We start from the raw sequence: 25,386 nt of genomic DNA, 5'->3' as shown, positions 1-25,386 counted from the left end.
AGGGGAGCCTGTGAACCGGGTCAGAGGCCGGGGATCCGGCCGTTGCGGAAGAGGTCCACGAAGATCTGGTGGTCGGCGCGCGCCCGGGCCCCGTAGCTGTGCGCGAAGTCCACCAGGAGCTCCGCGAACCCCTCCTCGTCGGCGGCGATCGCCGCGTCGATGGCCCGCTCGGTGGAGAACGGCACCAGCGAGTGGCCGCTCGAGTCGTCCGCCGCCGCGTGCATCGTCGCCGTCGCCCGGCCCAGGTCCGCCACGGTCGCCGCGATCTCCTCCGGGTCGTCGATGTCCGACCAGTCCAGGTCCACCGCGTACGGCGAGACCTCCGCGACCAGCTGCCCGGCGCCGTCCAGCTCCGTCCAGCCCAGCCACGGGTCCGCGTGCGCCTGGAGCGCCCGCTGCGAGATCACGGTGCGGTGCCCCTCGTGCTGGAAGTACTCCTGCACGGCCGCGTCCGTCACATGGCGGGAGACCGCCGGGGTCTGCGCCTGCTTCATGTAGATCACGACGTCGTTCTCCAGGGCGTCGCTGTTGCCCTCCAGCAGGATGTTGTACGAGGGCAGGCCCGCCGAACCGATGCCGATCCCGCGCCGCCCGACGACGTCCTTGACGCGGTACGAGTCGGGGCGGGCCAGGCTGGCCTCGGGCAGGGTCTCCAGGTAGCCGTCGAAGGCCGCCAGGACCTTGTAGCGGGTGGCCGCGTCCAGCTCGATCGCGCCGCCGCCCGCCGAGAAGCGGCGCTCGAAGTCGCGGATCTCCGTCATCGAGTCGAGCAGCGCGAACCGGGTCAGGGACCGGGCGTCGCGCAGCGCGCGCAGGAGCGGGCCCTCGGCCGTGTCCAGCGTGAAGGGCGGCACCTCGTCGTGCTTGGCACCGGTCGACAGCGAGTGGATCCGCTCGCGGTAGGCGGCCGCGTAGATCCGGACCAGCTCGGTGATCTGGTCGTCGCTGAGCGCCTTGGTGTAGCCGATCAGCGCGAGGGAGGCGGCCAGGCGCTTCAGGTCCCAGGTGAAGGGGCCGACGTAGGCCTCGTCGAAGTCGTTGACGTTGAAGATCAGCCGGCCCGTGGCGTCCATGTACGTGCCGAAGTTCTCGGCGTGCAGGTCGCCGTGGATCCAGACCCGGCCGGTGCGCTCGTCCAGGTACGGGCCGCCGTGCCGCTCGCCCGCGAGGTCGAAGTAGAACAGGCACGCCGTGCCCCGGTAGAAGGCGAAGGCCGAGCCGGCCATCTTCCGGAACTTGACCCGGAACGCCGCGGGGTCGGCCGCCAGGAGCTCGCCGAAGGCGCTGTCGAAGACGCCGAGGATCTGCTCGCCGCGTGCGGCGGCGGGCTGGGGGACCGACATCGAGGGTGCCTCCTGGTACGGGACGTGGCGCAAAATGGTGCGTGACAAAACGGACGGGTGTTCCGTGTCTCTCAACGCGTGACCGTACCCCCGAGTGCCCGGCGACGGTCACTCCGGAGACGTAGACTTCCACGCTGTCCCCCCAGACTGTCCGCAGCCTGCCATCGCCACCCGTCGCCCGACCGCCACCCCGTACGAGGCGCTCCGCGACGCAGACTTTTCCGGAGGCCTCCCGCCGTGACCAAGCCGCCCTTCACGCACCTCCACGTCCACACCCAGTACTCGCTGCTGGACGGTGCCGCGCGGCTGAAGGACATGTTCAACGCGTGCAACGAGATGGGCATGACGCACATCGCGATGTCCGACCACGGCAACCTCCACGGGGCCTACGACTTCTTCCACACGGCGAAGAAGTCCGGTGTGACGCCGATCATCGGCATCGAGGCGTACGTCGCCCCGGAGTCCCGGCGCAACAAGCGGAAGGTCCAGTGGGGCCAGCCCCACCAGAAGCGCGACGACGTCTCCGGTTCCGGCGGTTACACCCACAAGACGATCTGGGCGGCGAACGCCACCGGGCTGCACAACCTCTTCAAGCTGTCCTCCGACGCCTACGCCGAGGGCTGGCTCCAGAAGTGGCCGCGGATGGACAAGGAGACCATCTCGAAGTGGTCCGAGGGCCTGATCGCCTCCACCGGCTGCCCCTCCGGCGAGCTCCAGACCAGGCTGCGCCTCGGCCAGTTCGACGAGGCCCTGAAGGCCGCCTCCGAGTACCAGGACATCTTCGGCAAGGACCGGTACTTCCTGGAGCTGATGGACCACGGCATCGAGATCGAGCACCGGGTCCGCGACGGCCTCCTGGAGATCGGCAAGAAGCTCGGCATCCCGCCGCTGGTCACCAACGACTCGCACTACACCTACGCGCACGAGGCCGGCGCGCACGACGCCCTGCTCTGCATCCAGACCGGCAAGAACCTCTCCGACCCGGACCGCTTCAAGTTCGACGGCACCGGCTACTACCTGAAGTCCACGGACGAGATGTACGCCATCGACTCCTCGGACGCCTGGCAGGAGGGCTGCGCCAACACGCTCCTGGTCGCCGAGCAGATCGACACCAGCGGCATGTTCGAGGCCAAGAACCTCATGCCGAAGTTCGACATCCCGGACGGCTACACCGAGGTCACCTGGTTCCGCGAGGAGACCATGCGCGGCATGCACCGCCGCTTCCCGGGAGGCATCCCGGACGACCGCATGAAGCAGGTCGAGTACGAGATGGACACCATCATCTCGATGGGCTTCCCGGGCTACTTCCTCGTCGTCGCCGACTTCATCATGTGGGCGAAGAAGCAGGGCATCGCGGTCGGCCCCGGCCGAGGTTCCGCGGCCGGTTCGATCGTCGCGTACGCCATGGGCATCACCGACCTCGACCCCATCCCGCACGGCCTGATCTTCGAGCGCTTCCTCAACCCCGAGCGCATCTCGATGCCCGACGTCGACATCGACTTCGACGAGCGCCGGCGCGTCGAGGTGATCCGCTACGTGACGGAGAAGTACGGCGCCGACAAGGTCGCCATGATCGGCACGTACGGCAAGATCAAGGCCAAGAACGCGATCAAGGACTCCGCCCGCGTCCTCGGCTACCCGTACGCCATGGGCGACCGGCTCACCAAGGCCATGCCCGCCGACGTCCTCGGCAAGGGCATCGACCTCAACGGCATCACCGACCCCTCGCACCCGCGCTACAGCGAGGCCGGCGAGATCCGGGCGATGTACGAGAACGAGCCGGACGTGAAGAAGGTCATCGACACCGCCCGCGGCGTCGAGGGCCTGGTCCGGCAGATGGGCGTGCACGCGGCCGGCGTGATCATGTCCAGCGAGCCCATCGTCGACCACGCCCCGATCTGGGTGCGCCACACCGACGGCGTGACCATCACCCAGTGGGACTATCCGCAGTGCGAGTCGCTCGGCCTGCTGAAGATGGACTTCCTGGGCCTGCGGAACCTGACCATCATGGACGACGCCGTCAAGATGGTGAAGGCCAACAAGGGCATCGACCTCGACCTGCTGGCCCTGCCGCTGGACGACCCGAAGACCTTCGAGCTCCTCCAGCGCGGTGACACCCTCGGCGTCTTCCAGTTCGACGGCGGGCCCATGCGCTCGCTGCTGCGGCTGATGAAGCCCGACAACTTCGAAGACATCTCCGCCGTGTCCGCCCTGTACCGGCCGGGCCCGATGGGCATGAACTCGCACACGAACTACGCCCTGCGCAAGAACAAGCAGCAGGAGATCACCCCGATCCACCCGGAGCTGGAGAAGCCCCTCGAAGAGGTGCTCGCGGTCACCTACGGCCTGATCGTCTACCAGGAGCAGGTGCAGAAGGCCGCCCAGATCATCGCCGGGTACTCGCTCGGCGAGGCCGACATCCTCCGCCGCGTGATGGGCAAGAAGAAGCCCGAGGAGCTGGCGAAGAACTTCGTCCTCTTCCAGAAGGGCGCCCGGGACAAGGGCTACAGCGACGAGGCGATCCAGAGCCTGTGGGACGTCCTGGTCCCGTTCGCCGGCTACGCCTTCAACAAGGCGCACTCCGCCGCGTACGGCCTGGTCTCCTACTGGACCGCCTACCTCAAGGCGAACCACCCCGCCGAGTACATGGCGGGTCTGCTGACCTCGGTCAAGGACGACAAGGACAAGTCGGCCGTCTACCTGAACGAGTGCCGGCGCATGGGCATCAAGGTGCTGCCGCCCAACGTCAACGAGTCCGAGTCGAACTTCGCCGCGCAGGGCGACGACGTGATCCTCTTCGGCCTGTCCGCCGTCCGCAACGTCGGCACCAACGTCGTCGAGTCGATCATCAAGTCGCGCAAGGCGAAGGGGAAGTACAGCTCCTTCCCCGACTTCCTCGACAAGGTCGAGGCCGTCGTCTGCAACAAGCGGACCATCGAGTCGCTGATCAAGGCCGGCGCCTTCGACGAGATGGGCCACACCCGCAAGGGCCTGGTCGCCCACCACGAACCCATGATCGACAACGTGGTGGCCGTCAAGCGCAAGGAGGCCGAGGGACAGTTCGACCTCTTCGGCGGGATGGGCGACGAGGCGAGCGACGAGCCCGGCTTCGGCCTCGACGTGGTCTTCTCCGACGTCGAGTGGGAGAAGTCGTACCTGCTCGCCCAGGAGCGCGAGATGCTCGGCCTCTACGTCTCCGACCACCCGCTCTTCGGCATCGAGCACGTGCTGTCCGACAAGACGGACGCGGCGATCTCCCAGCTCACCGGCGGCGAGCACAGCGACGGCGCGGTCGTCACCATCGGCGGCATCATCTCCGGCCTCCAGCGCAAGATGACCAAGCAGGGCAACGCCTGGGCCATCGCCACCGTCGAGGACCTGGCCGGCTCGATCGAGTGCATGTTCTTCCCGGCCACCTACCAGCTGGTCTCCACCCAGCTGGTCGAGGACACGGTCGTCTTCGTGAAGGGCCGCCTCGACAAGCGGGAGGACGTGCCGCGGCTGGTCGCGATGGAGCTGATGGTCCCCGACCTGTCCAACGCCGGCACCAACGCGCCGGTGATCCTCACCATCCCGACGGTGAAGGTCACCCCGCCGATGATCAGCAGGCTCGGCGAGATCCTCGGACACCACAAGGGCAACACCGAGGTCCGGATCAAGCTCCAGGGCCCGCGGACGACCACCGTGCTGCGGCTCGACCGGCACCGGGTGCAGCCCGATCCGGCGCTCTTCGGCGACCTGAAGGTGCTCCTCGGCCCGTCCTGCCTGGCCGGATAGCGCCGGTCAGCTCCCGCACGCGGACACCGGAAGGGGCGCGCCCGTCGTCACGGGTGCGCCCCTTCCGGTGCCTGCGGTCGATCAGTTGTGACCGAAGCGCTTCTGCCGCCCCTTGCGGGCCATGTCGCCGGGAGTCACCTGCGAGGCGCGCTGCTCCGCCTGCGACTCCATCGAGGACTGCTGCGCCTGCTGGGCGCCGCGCTCGGCCTGGGACTGCGGCTGCTGACTGCGATTCTGCTTGCGATTCTTGGCCATGGTGATGCCTCCTCAAAGGGATCTCGGGGCCAGGGCCGCTGTCAGCCTCACATGTCGGGCAAAGCCCCGCATTTTGGATCATCACCGACAGTGAGCGGTGGGACCGGTGCGCCGCCGCGTGACATCCGCCACGCCGATGATCGAGTTCCGGCCGTCAACCTCCCCACGGTCGGGCAGACTCGGAGCACTCCGAAGCACTCCTGATCCCGAGGTTCCCGAAAGAAGGTGGGACACGTGGACCGCTGCGTCGTTCTGGTGGACGCCGGCTATCTGCTGGGCGCCGCCGCGAGCCTCCTCGCCGGGGAACCGGCCCGCTCCAGGATCACCGTCGACCACGCCGCGCTCATCCAGGGGCTGCGCGAAGGGGCCGAGGCGGACACGGAGCAGCCCCTGCTGCGCATCTACTGGTTCGACGGCGCACCCGACCGGGTCCCGCAGCCCGAGCACCGCCGGCTGCGCGTGATGCCCCGGGTCACCGTCCGGCTCGGCGCCCTGACCCGCAGCGACGGCCGCTGGGCACAGAAGGGCGTCGACGCGGCGATGCACGCCGAGCTCACCGAGCTGGCACGCAACCGCGCCTGCTCCGACGTCGTCCTGGTGACCGGCGACGGCGATCTGCTGCCCGGCCTGATGTCCGCCAAGGAGCACGGCGTCGCCGTCCACCTCTGGGCCGTCCAGGCCGCCGACGGCGACTACAACCAGTCCGAGGACCTGGTCGCGGAGGCGGACGAGCGGCGCGTCCTCGACCGGGCCTGGATCACCCGCGCGATCCGCGCCAAGGACCTCACCGGACTGTGCGCCCCGCCGCCGGCCCCCCGCCCCGAGATCGCCGCGATCCTCTCCGCCCCGCTGCCCGAGTCGGCGCTCGCGGCCTCCGCCGAGCGGGCCGCCGAGGCGCAGGCCGCGGCTGCCGCGGCCGGTCACCCGGCCGCGGACACCGCCGCCCCGGCGCCCGCGGCCGAGGGGGCGGCGGCCGCGGTGCCCGCTCCGGCGCCCGGCGGCCGGGGCGTGCCCACGCCCAAGGACCTCGCCGGACTGCGCGGACCCGGCAGCCCGGCCGCCGTCCCGCCGGCCGGCGCCACCCTGCGCTGGTCCTCCGACAAGGGCTGGATCGAACGCCCGGGCGGCGCCCTCGGGGAACCGCCCGAGACCGCGTCGCTGCCCACGCTCGCCCAGCTCACCAGCGCCGAGCAGCGCTGGGCCGACCGGGAGGAGGACATCACCACCGTCGGCGGCGACCCCTTCGAGGTCGGACAGGTGTTCGCCCGCCGTTGGATGGAACGACTTCCCGAGCAGAGCCACGTCCAGAAGCTGGCCACCATGTACCCGCGCGTCCCGCACCGCATCGACGGCGAACTGCTCCGGTACGCGGCCAGGTTCGGCCTGCTCGCCCACAAGGACGACCAGATCGACGAGCACGACCGGTACGCGATCCGGGCCGGATTCTGGCGCGAGATCGACGTCCGGGCCGCCGCGGAGCACGCCCCCGCGGGGGATTAGGGCCGCGGACCCCGTAGGCTCATCCCTCGTGAGTACGGTGTGTGTGGTGCGGGATCTGGTCAAGACGTACCCCGCCACGCGCGGCAGGCGCGGGGCGCCCGCGACCCCCGAGGTCCGCGCCACGGACGGGATCAGCCTGGACGTCCGGGGCGGCGAGATCTTCGGCCTGCTCGGACCCAACGGCGCCGGCAAGTCCACGCTCGTGCGCCAGCTGACCGGCCTCATGCGCCCGGACTCCGGGACCGTCGAGCTGCTCGGCCACGACCTCGTACGCCATCCGGAGCGCGCGTCCCGGCTCCTGGCCTACCTCGGCCAGGAGTCCACCGCGCTCGACGAACTGACCGTCGCGCTCGCCGCCGAGACCACCGGCCGGCTGCGCGGACTGTCCGCCGGGGACGCGCGGGCCGAGCGGGACGCCGTCCTGGACGAGCTCGGCCTGACCGGACTCGCCGGACGCCCCCTGAAGAAGCTGTCCGGCGGACAGCGGCGGCTCGCCTGCGTCGCCGCCGCCCTGGTCGGCGCCCGGCCGGTCCTGGTCCTCGACGAGCCCACCACCGGCATGGACCCGATCGCCCGGCGCGCCGTGTGGTCCGCGGTCGACCGGCGGCGCGCCGAGCACGGCACCACCGTCCTGCTGGTCACCCACAACGTGATCGAGGCCGAGACCGTACTGGACCGGGTCGCCGTCCTCGAACGCGGCCGGGTCATCGCCTGCGACACGCCGGCCGGGCTCAAGGAACGCGTCGCCGGCGAGGTCCGGGTCGACCTGGTGTGGCGCGAGCGCGCCCCGCTGGACGTGCCGGAGGTCGCCGCCCTGCGGCCCTCCGCCCAGGAGTCCGGCAGGCGCTGGACCCTGCGGCTGGCCCCGGACGAGGCCCGGGCCGCCGTCGCCGCGGTGACCGGCGGCGCGGCGTTCGCCGCGCTCGACGACTTCACCCTGGCGACACCGAGCCTGGAGGACGTCTACCTGGCGCTCGGCGGCGCGACCGAGGGACTGGTGAAGGCATGACGCACCCCGTGACCCGTCAGGAGCTGTCCCCAGTGAGTACCGTGCCCGCCGAGGCCCTGCCGACCGGCGCCCTCCCCGCCCGGGCGCCCCGCCCGGGCGAGGCGGACGGGGCGGCGCCGCTCGCGCCGCGCGCCCGGCTGCTGCCGGCGCTCGCCGCGGTGTACCGCGCGCAGCTGTCGCGCGCCCGGGTCTCCCGCATCCCCCTGCTCTTCGTGGCGACGTTCCAGTCCATCGGGATCATGATCCTGATGCGGGGCGTCGTCGACGGCGGCTCGGAGGCTCGTGCCGTCGTGGCCGGCTCCGCCGTGCTCGTCGTCGCCTTCGTCGCGCTGAACCTGCTCGCCCAGTACTTCGGGCAGCTGCGGGCCGGCGGCGGCCTGGACCACTACGCCACGCTGCCGGTGCCGCCGGCTGCGGTGGTGCTCGGCGCGGCCGGGGCGTACGCCTCCTTCACCGTGCCGGGGACGGTCGTGACCGCGGTCGCCGGCTCGGTCCTCTTCGGGCTGCCGCTCGGGAACCTGTGGATCCTCGCGGCCGTCGTGCCGCTCGCCGGGGCCGCCCTCGCCGGGCTCGGCGCGGCGCTCGGGCTGCTCGCGCCCCGTCAGGAACTGGCCACGCTGCTGGGACAGCTCGGCATGTCCGCGGCCCTGCTGCTCGGCGTGCTGCCCGCCGAACGGCTGCCCGGGGTGGTCGGCTACGCCCGGGACCTGCTGCCCTCCACGTACGGCGTGGAGGCGCTCGCCCGCACCTTCGACCCGGACCCGGACTGGGCGGCGGTCGGTCTCGACCTCGCCGTCTGCGGGGCGGTCGGCGTGGTCTCGCTGGCGGTCGCCACCTGGGCCTACCGGCGGGCGGCGGTCCGCTGAGGCGGCCCCCGCGGGTACCTGGCACGATGGCGGGGTGACCGCACCTCTGACTCCGCCTCACCAGCCGCCCTCGAACGGCGCCGACGCCTCCTGGCCCACCCCCTACCCTCCGCTGTCCGGGAAGGACGACGTCCCGAGCACGGCGAAGGAGCTCCGGCAGGCCGCCGTGGTGGCCGCGGTGTCGACGGTCGCGGGCGTGGCGCTGGGCCTGCTGTGGCTGTGGCTCGCCCCCCGGGTGTCGCTGATCTCGGACGGCAAGGCGGTCTTCCTGCGCCACAGCGAGGGGGAGTCCGCGATCGGCGGGGACGGCACGTTCGTGCTGCTGGGCCTGGGCTTCGGCGCGGTCGCCGCGGGCCTCGTCTTCCTCTTCCACCGCTACGGCGGCGTCGCGCTGGTGCTCGGACTGGCGGTCGGCGGCGTGCTGGGCTCGCTGCTGGGCTGGGGCGTGGGGACGTACCTGGGACCGACGCACGACGTGGTCGCCCACGCCAAGTCGGTCGGCCCGAACGTCGTGTTCGACGCGCCGCTGAAGCTGAAGATGTGGGGCGCCGCGATGCTGGCCTGGCCGCTCGCCGCGATGATCGTCCACCTGGCGCTGACGGCGGTGCTGGGCCCGCGCGACCCGGAGCCCGACTGGCCCGAGGCGCCGACGCCCCCGCCGGCCCAGGGCTGACACCCGCTCGCGACAGGGGCCGGAGCGCCTTCGGGCGCCCCGGCCCCTGTCCATGACGTGCCCCAGCCGTCGCCGGGCCCGCCGTGGCGCGTACCCCGGGAGGTCGCGCGGGCGTCGGGTCAGCCGCGGCCGATGGGGGCCACCACCGCCGACGTGAGGGCGGTGAGCGCCGCCGGGGCGAGTTCCACCTCGAGGCCGCGGCGGCCGGCCGAGACGCAGATCGTCTCGTGGCCGTCGGCCGAGGCGTCGAGGACCGTGCGCAGGCGCTTGCGCTGGCCCAGCGGGGAGATGCCGCCGCGGACGTAGCCCGTGGTGCGCTCGGCGGCCGCGGGGTCCGCCATCGCGGCGCGCTTGCCGCCGACCGCCGAGGCGAGGGCCTTCAGGTCCAGCTGGCCGGCCACCGGCACCACCGCCACCGTCAGTTCCCCGTCCACGTCCGCGACCAGGGTCTTGAAGACCCGGTCCGGGGAGACGCCCAGCGCCTCGGCCGCCTCCTCGCCGTAGCTCGGCGAGGCCGGGTCGTGGTCGTAGGCGTGGAGCGTGAAGGGGGTACCCGACGCCGCCAGGGCGACCGTCGCCGGGGTGCCGCCCCCGCCCTGGCCCGCCTGCTTCCTCTGCTTCTTCGCCATCGGACTCCTCGGTCAGTTCGGGCTCGTGGGCCCCGTCGTCAGGTCCACCGCCGGCAGCGACGGCAGGTGCCGCAGCACCGCCGTCTCGGCGCGCAGCAGCGTCAGCTCCTCGCGCAGCCGGGTCGCCGTGTCCGGGGCCTGGAGCAGCCGCTGCTTCGCCGGGGTGTCCAGCACCGCCGCCGCCGCGACCAGGTACGACACCACCGACGGCTCGTCCGGCAGGTCGCTCGTCGTCAGGGACCGCTCCCGGGCGCCCGCCAGGCGCTTCTGGTAGTTGCGGAACGCCCGCAGCACCCCCTCGGCGAGCGTGCCCGCCTCCTCGCCCTGCTCCTCCGGGATCTCCTCGACCTCGGCCACCAGGAAGGGCCCGCTCGCGTCCACGGACAGCAGCTTCACCCGGGTCGTGCCGGTCACCATCACCTCGAAGCTGCCGTCCTGGCGCTCCCGGATCGATGCCGCGTCGGCGACGCAGCCGACCCGGTGGAAGGCCTGGATCGGGTCGGGGCCGAAGCCCGCCGCGGGGCCCTTCTCGGGCTGGGCCGTCGGGTCCGGCATGCCCGGCAGGGTCGGCGCGACCTCACGGCCGTCGCGGATCGCCACGACGGCGAAGCGCCGCGGCTCCGTCTCGTCGGTCTTGAGCAGCTCGCGCATCATGGCGCGATAACGCTCCTCGAAGACGTTCAAGGGCAGCACGAGGCCCGGGAACAGCACCGTGTTCAGCGGGAAGAGGGGGAGACGAGCGGTGGTCACAGCGGTCAAGCGTAATGGCCGTCGGCCCGGCCTCGACCGGCCCGTCCACGACGGACCGGACCGAGCGGGATCGTGCGGGCCACTTCGAGCCGTACGCCGTCCCTCGCCTCCAGGAATCTGCCGAGCGGATCCTCGCTCACCAGCGTCCACGGGAAGGACGTCGCGTACGGCCCGATCCGCCGGAACTGCTCCAGCGCCTCCGCGTCGCGCCGGCGCCGCAGCAGGACGTAGACCAGCAGGTTGCGGACCTCCGCGGGCCACGGATCGGCGGTCGGGTACTCCGCGGACAGCGCGACGGCCCGGTCCGCCGCCGCGTCGATCCGGTCCTCCCGGACGTGTCCCGTCCCGGCGAGCAGCTGGGCGAAGGCCGCGCGCGCCGGCAGCGCCTGGATCAGCGAGCCCGGCAGCGTGTCCTCGGCCGCCTGCTCGGCGAAGTCGAAGCACTCGCGGTGCGAGCCGTACCACTGGGCCGAGAGGTACTTGAGCGCGGCGACGTGGCAGCCGTAGTGGTGCGGGGAGCGGCGTACGGCCTGTTCCCACAGCGACTCGAAGACCGTGTGGCTCGCGTGCGTGCCGCGGGCGTGGTCGAGGGCGATGCGCCACGGCACGGGGTCGCGGGGCGCGGCCTCCGCGGCGGCGTCGATCAGCGGTCCGAGCTCGCGCAGCCGCTCGGCGCGGGCCGGGGACTCCCAGGCCCGGCGGACCTCCAGCTGGGCCTTCACGAGGAGGGCGTCGGGGTCGCGGGGCGTGGTGGACAGCCAGTGGGCCAGCCAGGCGTCGCGGCTGTACGCGAAGGTGGCGAGCCGGGTCACGTAGCGGTCCCGGTTCTCCCACTCGGCGGCGTCCCGGGTGGTCGCGAGCAGCTTGGCCGCCGGCTCGGGGTCCGCCAGGGCGGCGGCGACCAGAGCCGGGGCGAGCCGCTGGTCCGGCACGTCGAGCAGCACGTCGTCGTCCGGCGGCATCGCGGCGCTCAGCCGCGGTGCGTGCCGGACCATCCGGGCGGTGCCGATCAGGGCGCGGAGCATTGACATGGTGCGGACCATTGAAAACCGCAGGTGGGGGCGGCGCCAGTGGGGGACTGTGAAGCTTTGGTGGCGGCGGGAAAGTTGTCCTGTCCGAGGTCAAGACACCGTAAAGAAAGAGGCGGGCTTCGACAGAACCCGCCCCCCTCTTCACTCACGCTACCCCCGACTCAGCAGCCTCGACGCTCCCGCCGCCACCGTGGTGGCCAGCACCCAGCCCAGCAGGATCAGCGCCGTCGAGGCCCACTGCCAGGCGCCTTCGAGGCGCCAGTAGCCGTCCTGCCCCAGGTTGATCACCGGCAGCAGCAGATCCAGCGCGTAGAGCGTGGCGCTCCACCGGGGGGCCTCGCCCGCCTTCATCGGCTGGGGGTCGTAGTGCGAGAAGGCGACGGCGCCCGCCGCCCACAGCACGGCCATCCACAGCGCCGCCCGGCCCGGCCGGTAGCCGTACGCCACCGTCCAGTCCTGGAGGTATCCCCAGAGCTTCCCCGCCACCGGCAGCGTCTCCCGGCGGCGGCGCTGCTTGGCGAGCAGCACCACCCGCGCGTCCGCGTCCTCGCCGCTGTTGCGCAGCACCGCCGCCAGCCGCTCGTACGGCTCCGGCGCGTACTCCGGGGTCGCCGCCGCCACCCACTCCAGGCGCCGCGCCAGCGGGAAGTGCCCGTACGGCACGAGGTTCTCGTAGACGAAACCGTTCATCGCGAGACCGCCCGGGCCCGGCCAGCTGGTCGACAGGTCGATCAGCGTCACGATCTTGGCGCCGTTCAGCACCACGCGCCCCTCCTCCGGGCGCTCCCCGTTGAACCGCAGCTCCGGAGTCACTATCCGGCGCAGCGACACCTCCTCGCGCTGGGCGCCGTTCAGCAGGAACCTCGCGTAGTGCAGGTCCACCGCGTCCCCGAACCGCCCGTCGTCCAGCCGCACCCCGCCGTGGCACTCCACGGGCCTGCGCCGCGCCCCGCTCACCGGCGTGTAGCCGACGCCGTACGGGGGAGTGGCCATCACCTGCCCGCCCGAGCCCCCGGCGGTACCGCCGCCGGCGCCCTCGTACACCCATGCCGCGTTCAGGTAGAGCGAGCGCTCCACCGTCAGCTGCGGCGCGTTGAGCGCCCGCCGCTGCTGCGCCCCGCGCAGCACGCTGCCCCGCAGGCTGAMCGAGACCCCGACCTTGGCCCCGCGCAGGCTCAGCTCCCCGTGCGTCTCGATCAGCTCCGCCTGCAGGTCCTGCGCCACCACCAGCCCGTCGGCGGTGATCGCCCGGCCGCGCCGGTCCGGCCAGACCCGGATCTGGTTGATCAGCAGGTCGGTGCCGATCTGGGCGTCGGTCAGCCGGATGCCCCGCTCCACCCGGCAGCGCGGCAGGTGCAGGTCGCCCTGGGTGTGCAGGCGCGCCGCCTCCAGCCGGGGTATCGCGCACTCGACCATCCGCACCGTCCCGAAGTGCGCCTCCGGGAGCACGATCTCGGCGTCGAAGCGGCAGCGGTTCAGCTCCACGTACGGGCCGACGGTCCCGCCCGCGAGGTTGAGCACCCCGGTGATCCGCACCCCGCGCAGCTTCAGCGCCGCGACACGCCCGGACCGTGCGGGCGGGCCGTCGAGCAGCAGCAGCGCCACCACGTCGGCGCGGACACTGCGCCCGGGCCCCCACACGTGTCGCCCGAACGGGTCGTCCCGCTCCGCGTCCCCCTCGCTCAGGTCGCAGGTCCTGCCGATCCTGAAGCCCCGCCACATCGCCTGCTCCGGCACGGTGAGACCGTCCGGCATTCCGTCCTCGTGCGGCTCGGTCACTGCCGCCCCCTCGCTTTCCACGAACCCGCTTCCCTGGATTCGTACAGCCGTTCTTCCCGCTGAGTGACGGACTGAACGCTAACGGTCAGCTGTGGCGACAAGACGCCACTGTGGCTCGTATCAGCCAGTGATACGGGCGTCCGGCGCTTGTGGGGCGTCTGCGAGAATTGACCCGTGATCTCTCGTATCGACCTGCGCGGCGACGCCCTCCCCGAGGGTGGCGCGCTGCGCGACCTGCTGCCCCGTGCCGAGTTCGACGTGGAAGCCGCCCTGGAGAAGGTGCGGCCCATCTGCGAGGACGTCCATCATCGTGGCGACGCGGCGCTGGTCGAGTACGCGAAGAGGTTCGACCGGGTGGAGCTCACGCACGTGCGCGTGCCGGCCGAGGCCCTCGCCGACGCCCTGGAGCAGCTCGACCCCGCCGTCCGGGCGGCCCTGGAGGAGTCCATCCGGCGCACCCGGATCGTCCACCGCGCCCAGCGCCGCACGTCGCACACCACCCAGGTCGTGCCCGGCGGCACGGTCACCGAGAAGTGGGTCCCGGTCCAGCGCGTGGGCCTCTACGCGCCCGGCGGCCGGTCCGTCTACCCCTCGTCCGTGATCATGAACGCCGTCCCGGCCCAGGAGGCCGGCGTCGAGTCCGTCGCGCTCGCCTCCCCGCCGCAGGCCGAGTTCGGCGGCCTGCCGCACCCGACGATCCTCGCCGCGTGCGCGCTGCTCGGGGTCGACGAGGTGTACGCCGCGGGCGGCGCCCAGGCCGTCGCGATGTTCGCCCACGGCACCGAGTCGTGCGCCCCCGCCAACATGGTGACCGGGCCGGGCAACATCTGGGTGGCCGCGGCCAAGCGGTACTTCACCGGCCGCATCGGCATCGACGCCGAGGCCGGACCGACCGAGATCGCGGTCCTCGCGGACTCCACCGCCGACCCCGTGCACGTCGCCGCCGACCTGATCAGCCAGGCCGAGCACGACCCGATGGCCGCCGCCGTCCTGGTCACCGACTCCGAGGAGCTGGCCTCCGCCGTCGAGGCGGAGCTCAAGACGCAGGTCGCCGCCACCAAGCACGTCGACGACCGGATCGTCCCGGCACTCGCCGGCAGGCAGTCCGCGATCGTCCTCGTCCGCGACCTGGAGGACGGCCTCAAGGTCGTCGACGCGTACGGCGCCGAGCACCTGGAGATCCAGACCGCCGACGCCGCCGCCCTGGCCGACCGCGTCCGCAACGCCGGCGCGATCTTCATCGGCCCGTGGGCCCCCGTCTCCCTCGGGGACTACTGCGCCGGCTCCAACCACGTCCTGCCCACCGGCGGCTGCGCCTGCCACTCCTCTGGCCTGTCCGTGCAGTCCTTCCTGCGCGGCATCCACGTCGTGGACTACACCCGGGACGCCCTGGCCGAGGTCACCCACCACGTGGTGACCCTGGCGGAGGCCGAGGACCTGCCGGCCCACGGCGCGGCCCTCAAGGCCCGGTTCGGATGGAAGGTGCCCGAGAGCAAGTGACCGACCAGCAGCAGACCGTCGGCATCGACGATCTCCCCATCCGAGACGAGCTGCGCGGCAAGTCCCCGTACGGCGCGCCGCAGCTCGACGTCCCCGTCCAGCTGAACACCAACGAGAACCCCTACCCGCTGCCCGAGCCCCTGGTGGCGCGGATCGCGGAGCGGGTCGCCGAGGCCGCCCGCGGCCTCAACCGCTACCCCGACCGGGACGCGGTCGAGCTCCGCACCGAGCTGGCCCGCTACCTCACCCGCACGGGCGGCCACCCGGTCGCCGTCGGCAACGTCTGGGCGGCCAACGGCTCCAACGAGGTCCTCCAGCAGCTGCTGCAGACCTTCGGCGGCCCCGGCCGCACGGCCATCGGCTTCGAACCCTCGTACTCGATGCACGCGCTCATCGCGCGCGGCACCGGCACCGGCTGGATCTCCGGCCCGCGCCACGAGGACTTCACCATCGACGTCGACGCCGCGGAGCGGGCGATCGCCGCGCACCGCCCGGACGTCGTCTTCATCACCTCCCCCAACAACCCCACCGGTACCGCCGTCGAGGCCGAGACCGTCCTCGCCCTGTACGAGGCGGCCCAGGCGGCCCGGCCCTCGCTGGTCGTCGTCGACGAGGCGTACGTGGAGTTCAGCCACCGCGCCTCGCTGCTGCCCCTCATCGAGGGCCGGCCGAACCTCGTCGTCTCCCGGACCATGTCCAAGGCGTTCGGCGCCGCCGGACTGCGCCTGGGCTACCTCGCCGCCCACCCCGCCGTGGTCGACGCCGTCCAGCTGGTCCGCCTGCCGTACCACCTGTCGGCCGTCACCCAGGCCACGGCGCTGGCCGCCCTGGAGCACACCGACACCCTGCTCGGCTACGTCGAGCAGCTCAAGGCCGAGCGCGACCGCCTGGTCGACGAGCTGCGGGCCATCGGCTACGAGGTCACCGAGTCCGACGCCAACTTCGTCCAGTTCGGGCACTTCGGCGGAGCCGAGGGCTCCCACGAGGCCTGGCGGAAGATCCTCGACCGGGGCGTCCTGGTCCGGGACAACGGCGTACCGGGCTGGCTGCGGGTCACCGCCGGCACCCCGGAAGAGAACGACGCGTTCCTCGATGCGGTTCGCGCACTGAAGAAGGAGCAGAGCTCATGAGCCGCGTAGGACGGGTCGAGCGCACCACCAAGGAGACCTCCGTCGTCGTCGAGATCGACCTGGACGGCACGGGCAAGGTCGACGTCGCCACCGGCGTCGGCTTCTACGACCACATGCTCGATCAGCTCGGCCGCCACGGTCTGTTCGACCTCACCGTGAAGACCGACGGCGACCTGCACATCGACTCGCACCACACCATCGAGGACACCGCCCTCGCGCTGGGCGCCGCCTTCAGGCAGGCCCTCGGCGACAAGGTCGGCATCTACCGCTTCGGCAACTGCACCGTCCCGCTGGACGAGTCGCTGGCCCAGGTGACCGTCGACCTGTCCGGCCGCCCCTACCTGGTGCACACCGAGCCCGAGAACATGGCGCCGATGATCGGCTCCTACGACACGACGATGACCCGGCACATCTTCGAGTCCTTCGTCGCCCAGGCCCAGATCGCGCTGCACATCCACGTGCCGTACGGGCGCAACGCCCACCACATCGTGGAGTGCCAGTTCAAGGCCTTCGCCCGCGCCCTGCGCTACGCCTCCGAGCGCGACCCCCGGGCCGCCGGCATCCTTCCCTCCACGAAGGGCGCCCTGTAACCCCATGACCGGCCTCTCCACCGTCCTCATCGTCGTCGGGCTCTTCCTCGCCGGCGGCGTGTACTCCTTCTCCAAGCAGGGACTGCCCAAGGGCGTGATCGCCGTCCTCGCCATCGCCTCCGTGATGTGCCTGGCCGCGGGCGTCCTGCGGATTCAGGGAATCTGGGAATGAGCAATCCGAAGAAGGTCGTGGTCTTCGACTACGGCTTCGGCAACGTCCGCTCCGCCGAACGCGCCCTCGCCCACGTCGGCGCCGACGTCGAGATCACCCGCGACTACGACCGGGCCATGAACGCCGATGGCCTGCTCGTCCCCGGTGTCGGCGCCTTCTCCGCCTGCATGCAGGGCCTGAAGGAGGCGCGCGGCGACTGGATCGTCGGCCGCCGGCTCTCCGGCGGACGCCCCGTCATGGGCATCTGCGTCGGCATGCAGATCCTCTTCGCCAACGGCATCGAGCACGGCGTGGAGACCGAGGGCCTCGACGAGTGGCCCGGCACCGTCGAGCCGCTGAAGGCGCCGATCGTGCCCCACATGGGCTGGAACACGGTCGACGCGCCCGAGGGCAGTGAGCTGTTCGCGGGCCTCGGCGCCGACGCCCGGTTCTACTTCGTGCACTCCTACGCGGTGCGCGAGTGGACCCTGGAGGTCGGCAACGCCAACATCCGTGCCCCCAAGGTCACCTGGGCCACCCACGGCGAACCCTTCGTCGCCGCCGTCGAGAACGGCGCCCTGTGGGCCACCCAGTTCCACCCCGAGAAGTCCGGCGACGCCGGAGCCCAGCTCCTCACCAACTGGATCGAGACCCTCTGATCATGGCTCAGAAGCTTGAACTCCTCCCCGCCGTCGACGTCCGCGACGGCCAGGCCGTCCGCCTGGTGCACGGCGAGTCCGGCACGGAGACCTCCTACGGCTCCCCGCTGGAGGCCGCCCTCGCGTGGCAGAACTCCGGCGCCGAGTGGCTGCACCTGGTCGACCTCGACGCCGCCTTCGGCACCGGCGACAACCGGGCGCTGATCGCCGAGGTCGCCGGGGCCATGGACATCAAGGTCGAGCTGTCCGGCGGTATCCGCGACGACGCCTCGCTCGCCGCCGCCCTCGCCACCGGCTGCACCCGCGTGAACCTGGGCACCGCGGCCCTGGAGACCCCCGAGTGGGTCGCCAAGGTCATCGCCGAGCACGGCGACAAGATCGCGGTCGGCCTCGACGTCCGCGGCACCACGCTGCGCGGCCGGGGCTGGACCCGTGACGGCGGCGACCTCTACGAGACGCTGGCCCGCCTCGACTCCGAGGGCTGCGCGCGGTACGTCGTCACCGACATCGCCAAGGACGGCACCCTCCAGGGACCCAACCTGGAACTGCTGCGCAACGTGTGCGCCGCCACCGACAAGCCCGTCGTCGCCTCCGGCGGCGTGTCCTCCCTGGACGACCTGCGGGCCATCTCCGGGCTGGTCCCGGAGGGCGTCGAGGGCGCCATCGTCGGCAAGGCGCTCTACGCCAAGGCCTTCACCCTGGAGGAGGCCCTCGCGGCCGTCGCGGCGGTGGTGTCGTGACCTCCGAGGTCCGCAGGGTGACCACCGGCGCCCCCTGGGAGGAGCAGTTCGGCTACTCCCGCGCGGTGGAGCTGCCCGGCGGCCTGGTGCTGGTCGCCGGCTGCACCTCGGTGGTCGACGGCCAGATCGCCGACGGCGGCCCGTACGACCAGGCCGTCAACTCCTTCAACGTGGCCTTCGGGGCCCTGGAGAAGCTCGGCCTGGGCGCGGAGCACGTGGTGCGGACCCGGATGTACATCACGCACGCCCGGGACGTGGAGGAGGTCGGCCGCGCCCACAAGGAGCTGTTCGACGCCGTCCGCCCGGCCGCGTCGATGATCATCGTCTCGGGCTTCGTGGACCCGCGGCTGGTCGTCGAGGTCGAGGTCGAGGCGTACCGGCCCGCGGGAACGGGGGAGGGCGCGTGACCCTCGCGGTACGGGTGATCCCCTGCCTGGACGTGGACAACGGCCGGGTGGTCAAGGGCGTCAACTTCCAGAACCTGCGCGACGCCGGCGACCCCGTCGAGATGGCGAAGCTGTACGACGCCGAGGGCGCCGACGAGCTGACCTTCCTGGACATCACGGCCTCCTCGGGCAACCGGGAGACGACCTACGACGTGGTGCGCCGCACCGCCGAGCAGGTCTTCATCCCGCTCACCGTGGGCGGCGGCGTGCGCACCGCGGAGGACGTCGACAAGCTGCTCCGCGCCGGCGCGGACAAGGTCGGCGTGAACACCGCGGCCATCGCCCGGCCGGAGCTGATCCGGGAGATCGCGGAGCGCTTCGGCCGTCAGGTGCTGGTGCTCTCCGTGGACGCCCGGCGCACCCCGGCCGGCACCTTCGAGGTGACCACGCACGGCGGCAGGCGCGGTACCGGCATCGACGCCGTCGAGTGGGCGCACCGCGCCGCCGAGCTGGGCGCGGGTGAGATCCTGCTCAACTCGATGGACGCGGACGGCACCAAGGACGGGTACGACACCGAGATGATCGCGGCCGTGCGCACGCACGTGACCGTGCCGGTGATCGCGAGCGGTGGCGCCGGCCGGCTCGCCGACTTCCCGCCGGCCATCGAGGCGGGCGCGGACGCGGTCCTGGCCGCGTCGGTGTTCCACTTCGGCGACCTGCGGATCGCGCAGGTCAAGGACGCGCTGCGGGAGGCGGGCCACCCGGTCCGCTGACCCGCCGGCCCGTGCCGTCGTCAGGAAGGGCCCTTCCGGGGGCCCTTCCTCTTTGCCGAGAAGCGCAGGATCATTTGCGCAATATCTGTTGCGCAACTTTTCTTGTGCATCTACGGTCAGGTGCATGCCCACTTCCGACAACCGCCGGATCAGCGACCTCGGCACTCTCAAGGCCATCGCCCACCCGCTGCGCATGCGCCTCTACCGGGCCCTGTTCGTCGCCCGCACCGCGACCGCCTCGCAGCTCGCCGACCAGGTCGACGAGGCGGTCTCCCTCGTCAGCTACCACCTGCGCAAGCTGGCCGACCACGGCCTCATCGAGGAGGCCGAGACGCGGTCCGCGGACGGCCGGGAGCGGTGGTGGCAGCCCAGCTCGTACGGCTTCAGCATCCACGACGAGGACCTCCGCGACGCCCCCGAACTCGCCGCCGCGAGCGCCGCCTTCGGCCGCACCGTGCACGAGCAGCGGGCGCTGATGCACCACCGTTTCCTCGACGAGCGGCACACCTGGCCCGAGGAGTGGCGTTCGGCCTCCGTCAGCTCGGAGTGGCTCCCCCGCCTCACCGCCGCCGAACTCGCCGCACTGGGCGAGGAGCTGGACGCGGTCGTGCAGAAGTACGACCAGCGGGCCCGCGCCGCCGAGGCCGCCGGCGACACCGAGGGGCGCGAGAACGTCGCCGTCCACCTTCATGGCTTCCCCTACCGAGGCTGACCCGTTGACCACGACCACGGCTGCCGTCCCCGCCGCCCCGCCGGCCCACCGCGATCGCGGCGTCCTGCGATGGGTCGGGGCCTACACCGCCTCCACCCTCGGCGACAGCGTCTACCACCTCGCCCTGTCCTGGGCCGCCGTCCGGGGCGGCAGCCCGGGGGAGGCCGGCCTCGTCATGGCGGTCGCCGCCGCCCCCCGCGCCGTCCTCATGCTCGGCGGGGGAGTGATCGCCGACCGCTTCGGCCCGCGCCGGGTCGTCATCGCCTCCGACACCGTCCGCTGCCTCGTCGTCCTCGGCGTCGCCGCCTCCCTGCTCGTCACCTCGCCCGCCCTCTGGGTGCTCGCAGCCGTCGCCCTCGTCTTCGGCACCGTCGACGCCGTCTTCCTGCCGGCCGTCGGCGCGCTGCCGCCCCGGATCGCCTCACGCGACCAACTCGCCCGGGTCCAGGGCATACGCGGCCTCGCCCACCGCGTCGGCGCCGTCCTCGGCGCCCCGCTCGGCGGCCTCGCCGTCGCCCTCGGCGGAACGGCGGCCGCCTTCGGCGTGGCCGGACTGCTCTTCGCCGCCTCCCTGCCGCTGCTGCTCGGCCTGAGGCTGCGCCCGCTCCCCGAGGAGCCCGCCGCCCGGTCGGGCACAGCCCTGCGCGACCTTGCCGACGGCCTGCGCTATCTGCGCGGCCACCGCGTCCTCGGCCCGCTGATGATCGTCATCGCTCTCAGCGACCTGGGTTTCGTCGGCCCGCTCAACCTCGGACTCGCCCTGCTCTCCGACGCACGGGGCTGGGGCGCCGCCGGCGTCGGCTGGGTCCTGGCCGGCTTCGGTACCGGCGCGGGCGCCGCCTCCCTGCTGCTGGCCGTCAGGGGCCGCGTCCCCCGGGCCGGCGCCGTCCTGGGCTGGACCATCGCCCTGGGCGCCGGGTCCATCGCCATGCTCGCCCAGGTGCCCCGGCTGCCGGTCGCCGTCGCCGTGGCGCTCTCGGTCGGCCTGCTCGCCGGCCTCTCCGGCGCCCTGTGCGGAGCCCTCGTCCAGACCGAGTGCGACCCCGCCTACCTCGGACGGGTGACCGCTGTCTCCAGCTTCCTCAGCCTCGGACTCGCCCCGCTGAGCTTCCCGCTCACGGGCGCGGCGGTGAGCCTGTGGGGACTCGGCCCGGTCTTCACCGCCAGCGCCGCGGTCTGCGCGCTGGGCGGGGCGTTCGGGCTGCTCGTCCCGGCCCTGCGCCGCGCGGAACTGCCCCGCACGACGGCCTGAGCCGTACGGGGCCCCGGTCGCCCCAGGTCCTGTCCGGGTGATCTTCTCGGGCCCGCGAAGGTCGCCCGGACACGCCCTAGATACCCAGCTGCTTCGCCTGGTGGAGCCGCTCGATCGCGTCCGGCTCGCCTTCCAGGTCCACCTTCGCCGTGTCCTGCCGCCCGAAGAGGAACATCGTCAGCTCGCCCGGCTCCCCGGAGACCGTCACCACCGGGGTGCCGCGGTGCGCCACCGCCGTCTGGCCGTTCGGACGGCGCAGCACCAGCCCCACCGGCGCCTTGCGGCCCAGCAGCCGGGCGCTCTTCTCCAGGCGGGACCACAGCGCGTCCGAGAAGACCGGGTCGAGCTCGCGCGGCGACCAGTCGGGCTGGGCCCGGCGGACGTCCTCGGTGTGCACGTAGAACTCCACCGTGTTCGCGCCCTCGTCCACCTGCTTGATGGTGAACGGGGACATCCGCGGCGGACCCGTTCGGATGAGCCGGATCAGCTCCTCGTACGGCTTGTCGGCGAACTCGGCCTGCACCCGGTCGAGGCGCGCCTTCAGCGGCGGCACGACCGATCCCGCCGCCGCGTCCGGACGGCGCTCGCGCACCACCACGTGGGCGGCGAGGTCCCGGGTCAGCCAGCCCTCGCAGAGCGTCGGCGCGTCGGGCCCGGCCGCTTCCAACAGGTCGGCGAGCAGAAGTCGTTCACGCTTGGCATGGGTCGACATGCACGCCAGCGTACGGCGGTACGGCCCGGTCCGCCCAGTGGACGCCCTGCCGGGAACACCGCACCCTCACGGCACAATGGCCGCATGAGCAGCAATCTCGACCCGGCCATCGCCGCCCGCCTCAAGCGCAGCCCGGACGGACTCGTGCCGGCCATCGCCCAGCAGTACGACACCGGCGAGGTGCTGATGCTCGGCTGGATGGACGACGAGGCCCTGCACCGGACCCTCACCACTGGCCGCTGCACCTACTGGTCCCGCAGCCGCCGGGAGTACTGGGTCAAGGGTGACACCTCCGGTCACGTCCAGCACGTCAAGTCCGTCGCCCTCGACTGCGACGCGGACACGGTGCTGGTGAAGGTCGACCAGGTCGGGGCCGCCTGCCACACCGGCGCCCGCACCTGCTTCGACGCCGACGTGCTCCCGCTCTCCCAGTAAGGTCAGCCGCCATGGATCTCGAGACCTTCCGCAAGCTGGCGGCCGACCGCCGCGTCATCCCCGTCAGCCGCCGCCTCCTCGCGGACGGCGACACCCCGGTCGGGCTCTACCGCAAGCTCGCGGCCGAACGCGCCGGCACCTTCCTCCTCGAATCCGCGGAGAACGGCCGCAGCTGGTCCCGCTACTCCTTCATCGGCGTCCGCAGCGACGCCACCCTCACGGTCCGGGACGGACAGGCCCACTGGCTCGGCACGCCGCCCGTCGGGGTCCCCACGGACGGCGACCCCCTGCAGGCCCTGCGCGCCACCGTCGAGGCCCTGCACACCCCCCGGGACCTCGTCGGCGTGCCCGGCGGCGGACTGCCCCCGTTCACCGGCGGCATGGTCGGCTACCTCGGCTACGACATCGTCCGCCGGCTGGAGAGGATCGGCGAGCACACCGCCGACGACCTCGAACTCCCCGAGCTGACGATGCTGCTCACCAGCGACCTCGCCGTCCTCGACCACTGGGACGGGTCGGTCCTGCTGATCGCCAACGCGATCAACCACAACGACCTCGACACCGGCGTCGACGAGGCGTACGCGGACGCCGTCGCCCGCCTCGACGCCATGCAGGAGGACCTGGCCCGCCCGGTCGCCGGCGTCCCCGCCGCCCTGCCCGCCTCGGAGCTGCCGGAGTACTCCGCGCTGTGGGGCGGCACGGCCTACCAGGACGCCGTCGAGGACATCAAGGAGCGCATCCGGGCCGGCGAGGCCTTCCAGGTGGTCCCCTCCCAGCGCTTCGAGACCCCGTGCACGGCCTCGGCACTCGACGTCTACCGGGTGCTCCGCGCCACCAACCCGTCCCCGTACATGTACCTCTTCCGCTTCGAGAACGGCTTCGACGTCGTCGGCTCCTCGCCCGAGGCGCTGGTGAAGGTCGAGGACGGGCAGGCGATGGTCCACCCCATCGCCGGCACCCGGCACCGCGGCGCCACCCCGCAGGAGGACCACGACCTCGCCGAGGAACTGCTCGCCGACCCCAAGGAGCGGGCCGAGCACCTGATGCTCGTCGACCTCGGACGCAACGACCTGGGCCGGGTCTGCGAGCCCGGCTCCGTCGAGGTCGTCGACTTCATGTCGATCGAGCGGTACTCCCACGTGATGCACATCGTGTCCACGGTCACCGGACGGGTCGCCGAGGGCAGGACGGCCTTCGACGTCCTCACCGCCTGCTTCCCCGCCGGCACGCTCTCCGGCGCCCCCAAGCCGCGCGCGATGCAGATCATCGAGGAGCTCGAGCCCTCCCGGCGCGGGCTGTACGGCGGATGTGTCGGTTATCTCGATTTCGCCGGCGACTCGGACACCGCGATCGCCATCCGCACCGCACTGCTCCGCGACGGCACCGCATACGTGCAGGCCGGAGCGGGTGTCGTCGCCGACTCCGACCCCGTCGGCGAGGACAACGAGTGCCGCAACAAGGCGGCGGCCGTGCTCCGCGCCGTGCACACCGCCAACCGGATGACCGGCGCGTGACGACGTAAGGGATAGTGGGGTACGTGAGTGCTGTTCCCGTACCCCAGCCCCGAGCCGCACGCCCGAACGGCGCGGCCGCCGCGCCCGGCGGCCGCCGCAGTCTGGCCGCGGCCCTCCTGCTCGGCGCCCTCGGCGCCACCGTCGTGCTGCTGTCCGCGGGCCAGATCTGGGCCGAGGGCACCGCGGCCGTCGGCGGCGGCACCCTGCCCGTCGAGGCCGACGGCGGCACCGTCACCGGTGTCCCGACGGCGCTCGCCATCGTCGGTCTCGCCGCGCTGGTCGCCGTCTTCGCCGTGCGGCGCGCCGGACGCCTCCTCGTCTCCGGCCTCCTCGCGCTCAGCGGCGCGGGCGCGGCGCTGAGCGCGGTGCTCGGCGCCTCCGACAGCTCCGCGCTGGACGCGGAGGCCGCCCGCATCACCGGTGACAGCGCCGCCTCCGTGGCCGGCCTGGCCCACACCGCCTGGCCGTACGTCGCCGCCGCCGGCGCGCTGCTGATCCTCGTCGCGGGACTGCTCGCGCTGCGGTTCGGCCGGAACTGGCCCGCGATGGGCGGCCGTTACGAGCGGGAGGGCAGCCCCCGCGCGGCCCGCAGGACGGCCCGCACCGGCACGGACCCGGACCGGCCCGAGGACCTCTGGAAGGCCCTGGACCGCGGTGAGGACCCGACGCACGGGGACTGACCGCGACGCGTGATCGCGTGGCCACCCCCCGATTCACCTCCGCGGCCCCGCGTGCGGGACAATGAGTCCGAGCGTCCCGCGCACGCGCGCGAACCTCACCCCGAGCCACCACCGAGCAACTGCAACGAGGAGCAACTCATGGCGGGCAGCGCCCACGGACACACCCCGGCCGCCTGGACCGGTGTCATCATCTCCTTCATCGGCTTCTGCATCGCCGGAGTCTTCATGGTGGCCGCCAACGTGGCCGGCTTCTGGGCCGGCATCGCGGTGATCTTCGTCGGCGGTGCCGTGGGCCTCGCGATGAAGATGGCCGGCCTCGGCATGCCCAAGGAATCCGACGACGTCGTCGCCGCGCGTGCCGCCGCGACCGCCGCGGCGCGCTCCTGACGTACGACCGACGCGAAGGCGCAGTCCGGCACGGCCGGGCTGCGCCTTCGCGCGTGAGGGGCCACAATCACCGCGTGGACGCGAAGCCGACGACCCCCGCCGTGACCGAGGACCCCTCCCCGCCCCGCGGCGCGCCCGGCCGGCGGGCCGCGC

At 72.7% G+C, this 25,386-nt stretch carries 26 protein-coding genes; 19 read left to right on the top strand and 7 right to left on the bottom strand.

The window, feature by feature from the left end; translation table 11 throughout:
• Positions 1–20: 20 nt before the first annotated feature.
• Positions 21–1,343, bottom strand: a complete 1,323-nt coding sequence (locus EAO71_RS11205; protein WP_147977585.1) for a DUF2252 domain-containing protein — start codon at positions 1,341–1,343, stop codon at positions 21–23.
• A 237-nt stretch (positions 1,344–1,580) separates the two neighbouring features.
• Between EAO71_RS11205 and dnaE the strand changes: the two genes are divergently transcribed.
• Entirely contained in the window at positions 1,581–5,120 is a 3,540-nt protein-coding gene (gene dnaE / locus EAO71_RS11200; RefSeq protein ID WP_147977584.1) for a DNA polymerase III subunit alpha, read from the top strand.
• Positions 5,121–5,201: 81 nt separating this feature from the next.
• On the opposite strand, the gene EAO71_RS37625 is transcribed toward dnaE, so the two are convergent.
• Positions 5,202–5,375: a hypothetical protein gene (locus EAO71_RS37625; RefSeq protein ID WP_187282634.1), complete on the bottom strand. Its 174-nt coding sequence runs from the start codon at positions 5,373–5,375 to the stop codon at positions 5,202–5,204.
• 234 nt (positions 5,376–5,609) lie between these two features.
• Here EAO71_RS37625 and EAO71_RS11195 point away from each other — a divergent pair, with 234 nt between their 5' ends.
• Genes EAO71_RS11195 through EAO71_RS11180 form a run of 4 tightly spaced genes read left to right on the top strand, consistent with a single transcriptional unit; the run spans position 5,610 to position 9,423 of the window.
• Positions 5,610–6,875: an NYN domain-containing protein gene (locus EAO71_RS11195; protein WP_147977583.1), complete on the top strand. Its 1,266-nt coding sequence runs from the start codon at positions 5,610–5,612 to the stop codon at positions 6,873–6,875.
• 37 nt (positions 6,876–6,912) lie between these two features.
• Positions 6,913–7,884 carry an ABC transporter ATP-binding protein gene (locus tag EAO71_RS11190; protein ID WP_187282734.1) on the top strand — a complete coding sequence of 324 codons (972 nt, stop codon included), beginning with the start codon at positions 6,913–6,915 and terminating at the stop codon, positions 7,882–7,884.
• 32 nt (positions 7,885–7,916) lie between these two features.
• Positions 7,917–8,750: an ABC transporter permease gene (locus tag EAO71_RS11185; protein ID WP_147977582.1), complete on the top strand. Its 834-nt coding sequence runs from the start codon at positions 7,917–7,919 to the stop codon at positions 8,748–8,750.
• Between the two features lie 34 nt (positions 8,751–8,784).
• A complete protein-coding gene (locus EAO71_RS11180) occupies positions 8,785–9,423 on the top strand; it encodes a DUF2567 domain-containing protein (RefSeq protein WP_147977581.1) in 639 nt (212 codons plus the stop codon).
• 119 nt (positions 9,424–9,542) lie between these two features.
• On the opposite strand, the gene ybaK is transcribed toward EAO71_RS11180, so the two are convergent.
• The 4 genes from ybaK to EAO71_RS11160 form a co-directional block, all read right to left on the bottom strand.
• A complete protein-coding gene (gene ybaK, locus EAO71_RS11175; RefSeq protein WP_147977580.1) occupies positions 9,543–10,052 on the bottom strand; it encodes a Cys-tRNA(Pro) deacylase in 510 nt (169 codons plus the stop codon).
• 12 nt (positions 10,053–10,064) lie between these two features.
• The gene (locus EAO71_RS11170) at positions 10,065–10,802 is read right to left on the bottom strand and encodes an LON peptidase substrate-binding domain-containing protein (protein ID WP_147977579.1); all 738 of its coding nucleotides are present in this window, start codon (positions 10,800–10,802) and stop codon (positions 10,065–10,067) included.
• A 5-nt stretch (positions 10,803–10,807) separates the two neighbouring features.
• Positions 10,808–11,845 (bottom strand): hypothetical protein, encoded by a 1,038-nt coding sequence (locus EAO71_RS11165; protein WP_147977578.1) that lies wholly within the window; start codon positions 11,843–11,845, stop codon positions 10,808–10,810.
• A gap of 138 nt (positions 11,846–11,983) precedes the next feature.
• A complete protein-coding gene (locus tag EAO71_RS11160) occupies positions 11,984–13,612 on the bottom strand; it encodes an oxidoreductase (protein WP_147977577.1) in 1,629 nt (542 codons plus the stop codon).
• A 174-nt stretch (positions 13,613–13,786) separates the two neighbouring features.
• On the opposite strand from EAO71_RS11160, the gene hisD reads away from it, so the two are divergent.
• The 10 genes from hisD to EAO71_RS11115 all read left to right on the top strand — a co-directional run bounded on the left by hisD (position 13,787) and on the right by EAO71_RS11115 (position 21,505).
• The gene (hisD, locus tag EAO71_RS11155; protein ID WP_147977576.1) at positions 13,787–15,112 is read left to right on the top strand and encodes a histidinol dehydrogenase; all 1,326 of its coding nucleotides are present in this window, start codon (positions 13,787–13,789) and stop codon (positions 15,110–15,112) included.
• On the top strand, positions 15,109–16,242 hold the full coding sequence (locus EAO71_RS11150; RefSeq protein WP_261992095.1) for a histidinol-phosphate transaminase: 1,134 nt from the start codon (positions 15,109–15,111) through the stop codon (positions 16,240–16,242). Before hisD ends, EAO71_RS11150 begins: the two co-directional genes overlap by 4 nt.
• Positions 16,239–16,832, top strand: a complete 594-nt coding sequence (hisB, locus tag EAO71_RS11145; protein ID WP_147977574.1) for an imidazoleglycerol-phosphate dehydratase HisB — start codon at positions 16,239–16,241, stop codon at positions 16,830–16,832. The genes EAO71_RS11150 and hisB overlap by 4 nt, the downstream gene beginning before the upstream one ends.
• 4 nt (positions 16,833–16,836) lie before the next feature.
• Entirely contained in the window at positions 16,837–17,004 is a 168-nt protein-coding gene (locus EAO71_RS37620) for a hypothetical protein (RefSeq protein WP_187282633.1), read from the top strand.
• The gene (hisH, locus tag EAO71_RS11140; RefSeq protein ID WP_147977573.1) at positions 17,001–17,642 is read left to right on the top strand and encodes an imidazole glycerol phosphate synthase subunit HisH; all 642 of its coding nucleotides are present in this window, start codon (positions 17,001–17,003) and stop codon (positions 17,640–17,642) included. Before EAO71_RS37620 ends, hisH begins: the two co-directional genes overlap by 4 nt.
• Before the next feature lie 2 nt (positions 17,643–17,644).
• Positions 17,645–18,382, top strand: a complete 738-nt coding sequence (gene priA / locus EAO71_RS11135; protein WP_147977572.1) for a bifunctional 1-(5-phosphoribosyl)-5-((5-phosphoribosylamino)methylideneamino)imidazole-4-carboxamide isomerase/phosphoribosylanthranilate isomerase PriA — start codon at positions 17,645–17,647, stop codon at positions 18,380–18,382.
• The gene (locus EAO71_RS11130; protein WP_147977571.1) at positions 18,379–18,789 is read left to right on the top strand and encodes a RidA family protein; all 411 of its coding nucleotides are present in this window, start codon (positions 18,379–18,381) and stop codon (positions 18,787–18,789) included. Before priA ends, EAO71_RS11130 begins: the two co-directional genes overlap by 4 nt.
• A complete protein-coding gene (hisF, locus tag EAO71_RS11125; RefSeq protein WP_147977570.1) occupies positions 18,786–19,541 on the top strand; it encodes an imidazole glycerol phosphate synthase subunit HisF in 756 nt (251 codons plus the stop codon). Before EAO71_RS11130 ends, hisF begins: the two co-directional genes overlap by 4 nt.
• A gap of 124 nt (positions 19,542–19,665) precedes the next feature.
• Positions 19,666–20,253, top strand: a complete 588-nt coding sequence (locus EAO71_RS11120; RefSeq protein ID WP_147977569.1) for an ArsR/SmtB family transcription factor — start codon at positions 19,666–19,668, stop codon at positions 20,251–20,253.
• Between the two features lie 4 nt (positions 20,254–20,257).
• On the top strand, positions 20,258–21,505 hold the full coding sequence (locus tag EAO71_RS11115) for an MFS transporter (protein ID WP_261992094.1): 1,248 nt from the start codon (positions 20,258–20,260) through the stop codon (positions 21,503–21,505).
• A 76-nt stretch (positions 21,506–21,581) separates the two neighbouring features.
• On the opposite strand, the gene EAO71_RS11110 is transcribed toward EAO71_RS11115, so the two are convergent.
• Entirely contained in the window at positions 21,582–22,217 is a 636-nt protein-coding gene (locus EAO71_RS11110) for a TIGR03085 family metal-binding protein (RefSeq protein WP_147977567.1), read from the bottom strand.
• A gap of 84 nt (positions 22,218–22,301) precedes the next feature.
• Between EAO71_RS11110 and hisI the strand changes: the two genes are divergently transcribed.
• From hisI to EAO71_RS11090, 4 genes are all read left to right on the top strand, one after another.
• Entirely contained in the window at positions 22,302–22,652 is a 351-nt protein-coding gene (hisI, locus tag EAO71_RS11105; RefSeq protein ID WP_147977566.1) for a phosphoribosyl-AMP cyclohydrolase, read from the top strand.
• 11 nt (positions 22,653–22,663) lie between these two features.
• The gene (locus tag EAO71_RS11100; protein ID WP_147977565.1) at positions 22,664–24,166 is read left to right on the top strand and encodes an anthranilate synthase component I; all 1,503 of its coding nucleotides are present in this window, start codon (positions 22,664–22,666) and stop codon (positions 24,164–24,166) included.
• 14 nt (positions 24,167–24,180) lie between these two features.
• On the top strand, positions 24,181–24,846 hold the full coding sequence (locus EAO71_RS11095; protein ID WP_147977564.1) for a TIGR02234 family membrane protein: 666 nt from the start codon (positions 24,181–24,183) through the stop codon (positions 24,844–24,846).
• Between the two features lie 138 nt (positions 24,847–24,984).
• Positions 24,985–25,233: an HGxxPAAW family protein gene (locus EAO71_RS11090; protein ID WP_147977563.1), complete on the top strand. Its 249-nt coding sequence runs from the start codon at positions 24,985–24,987 to the stop codon at positions 25,231–25,233.
• The last annotated feature ends 153 nt before the right edge of the window (positions 25,234–25,386 follow it).

The sequence above is a fragment of the Streptomyces sp. MS191 genome (assembly GCF_008042125.1).
Lineage (GTDB): Bacteria > Actinomycetota > Actinomycetes > Streptomycetales > Streptomycetaceae > Streptomyces.
This window is presented reverse-complemented; position numbering and strand designations above follow the sequence as displayed.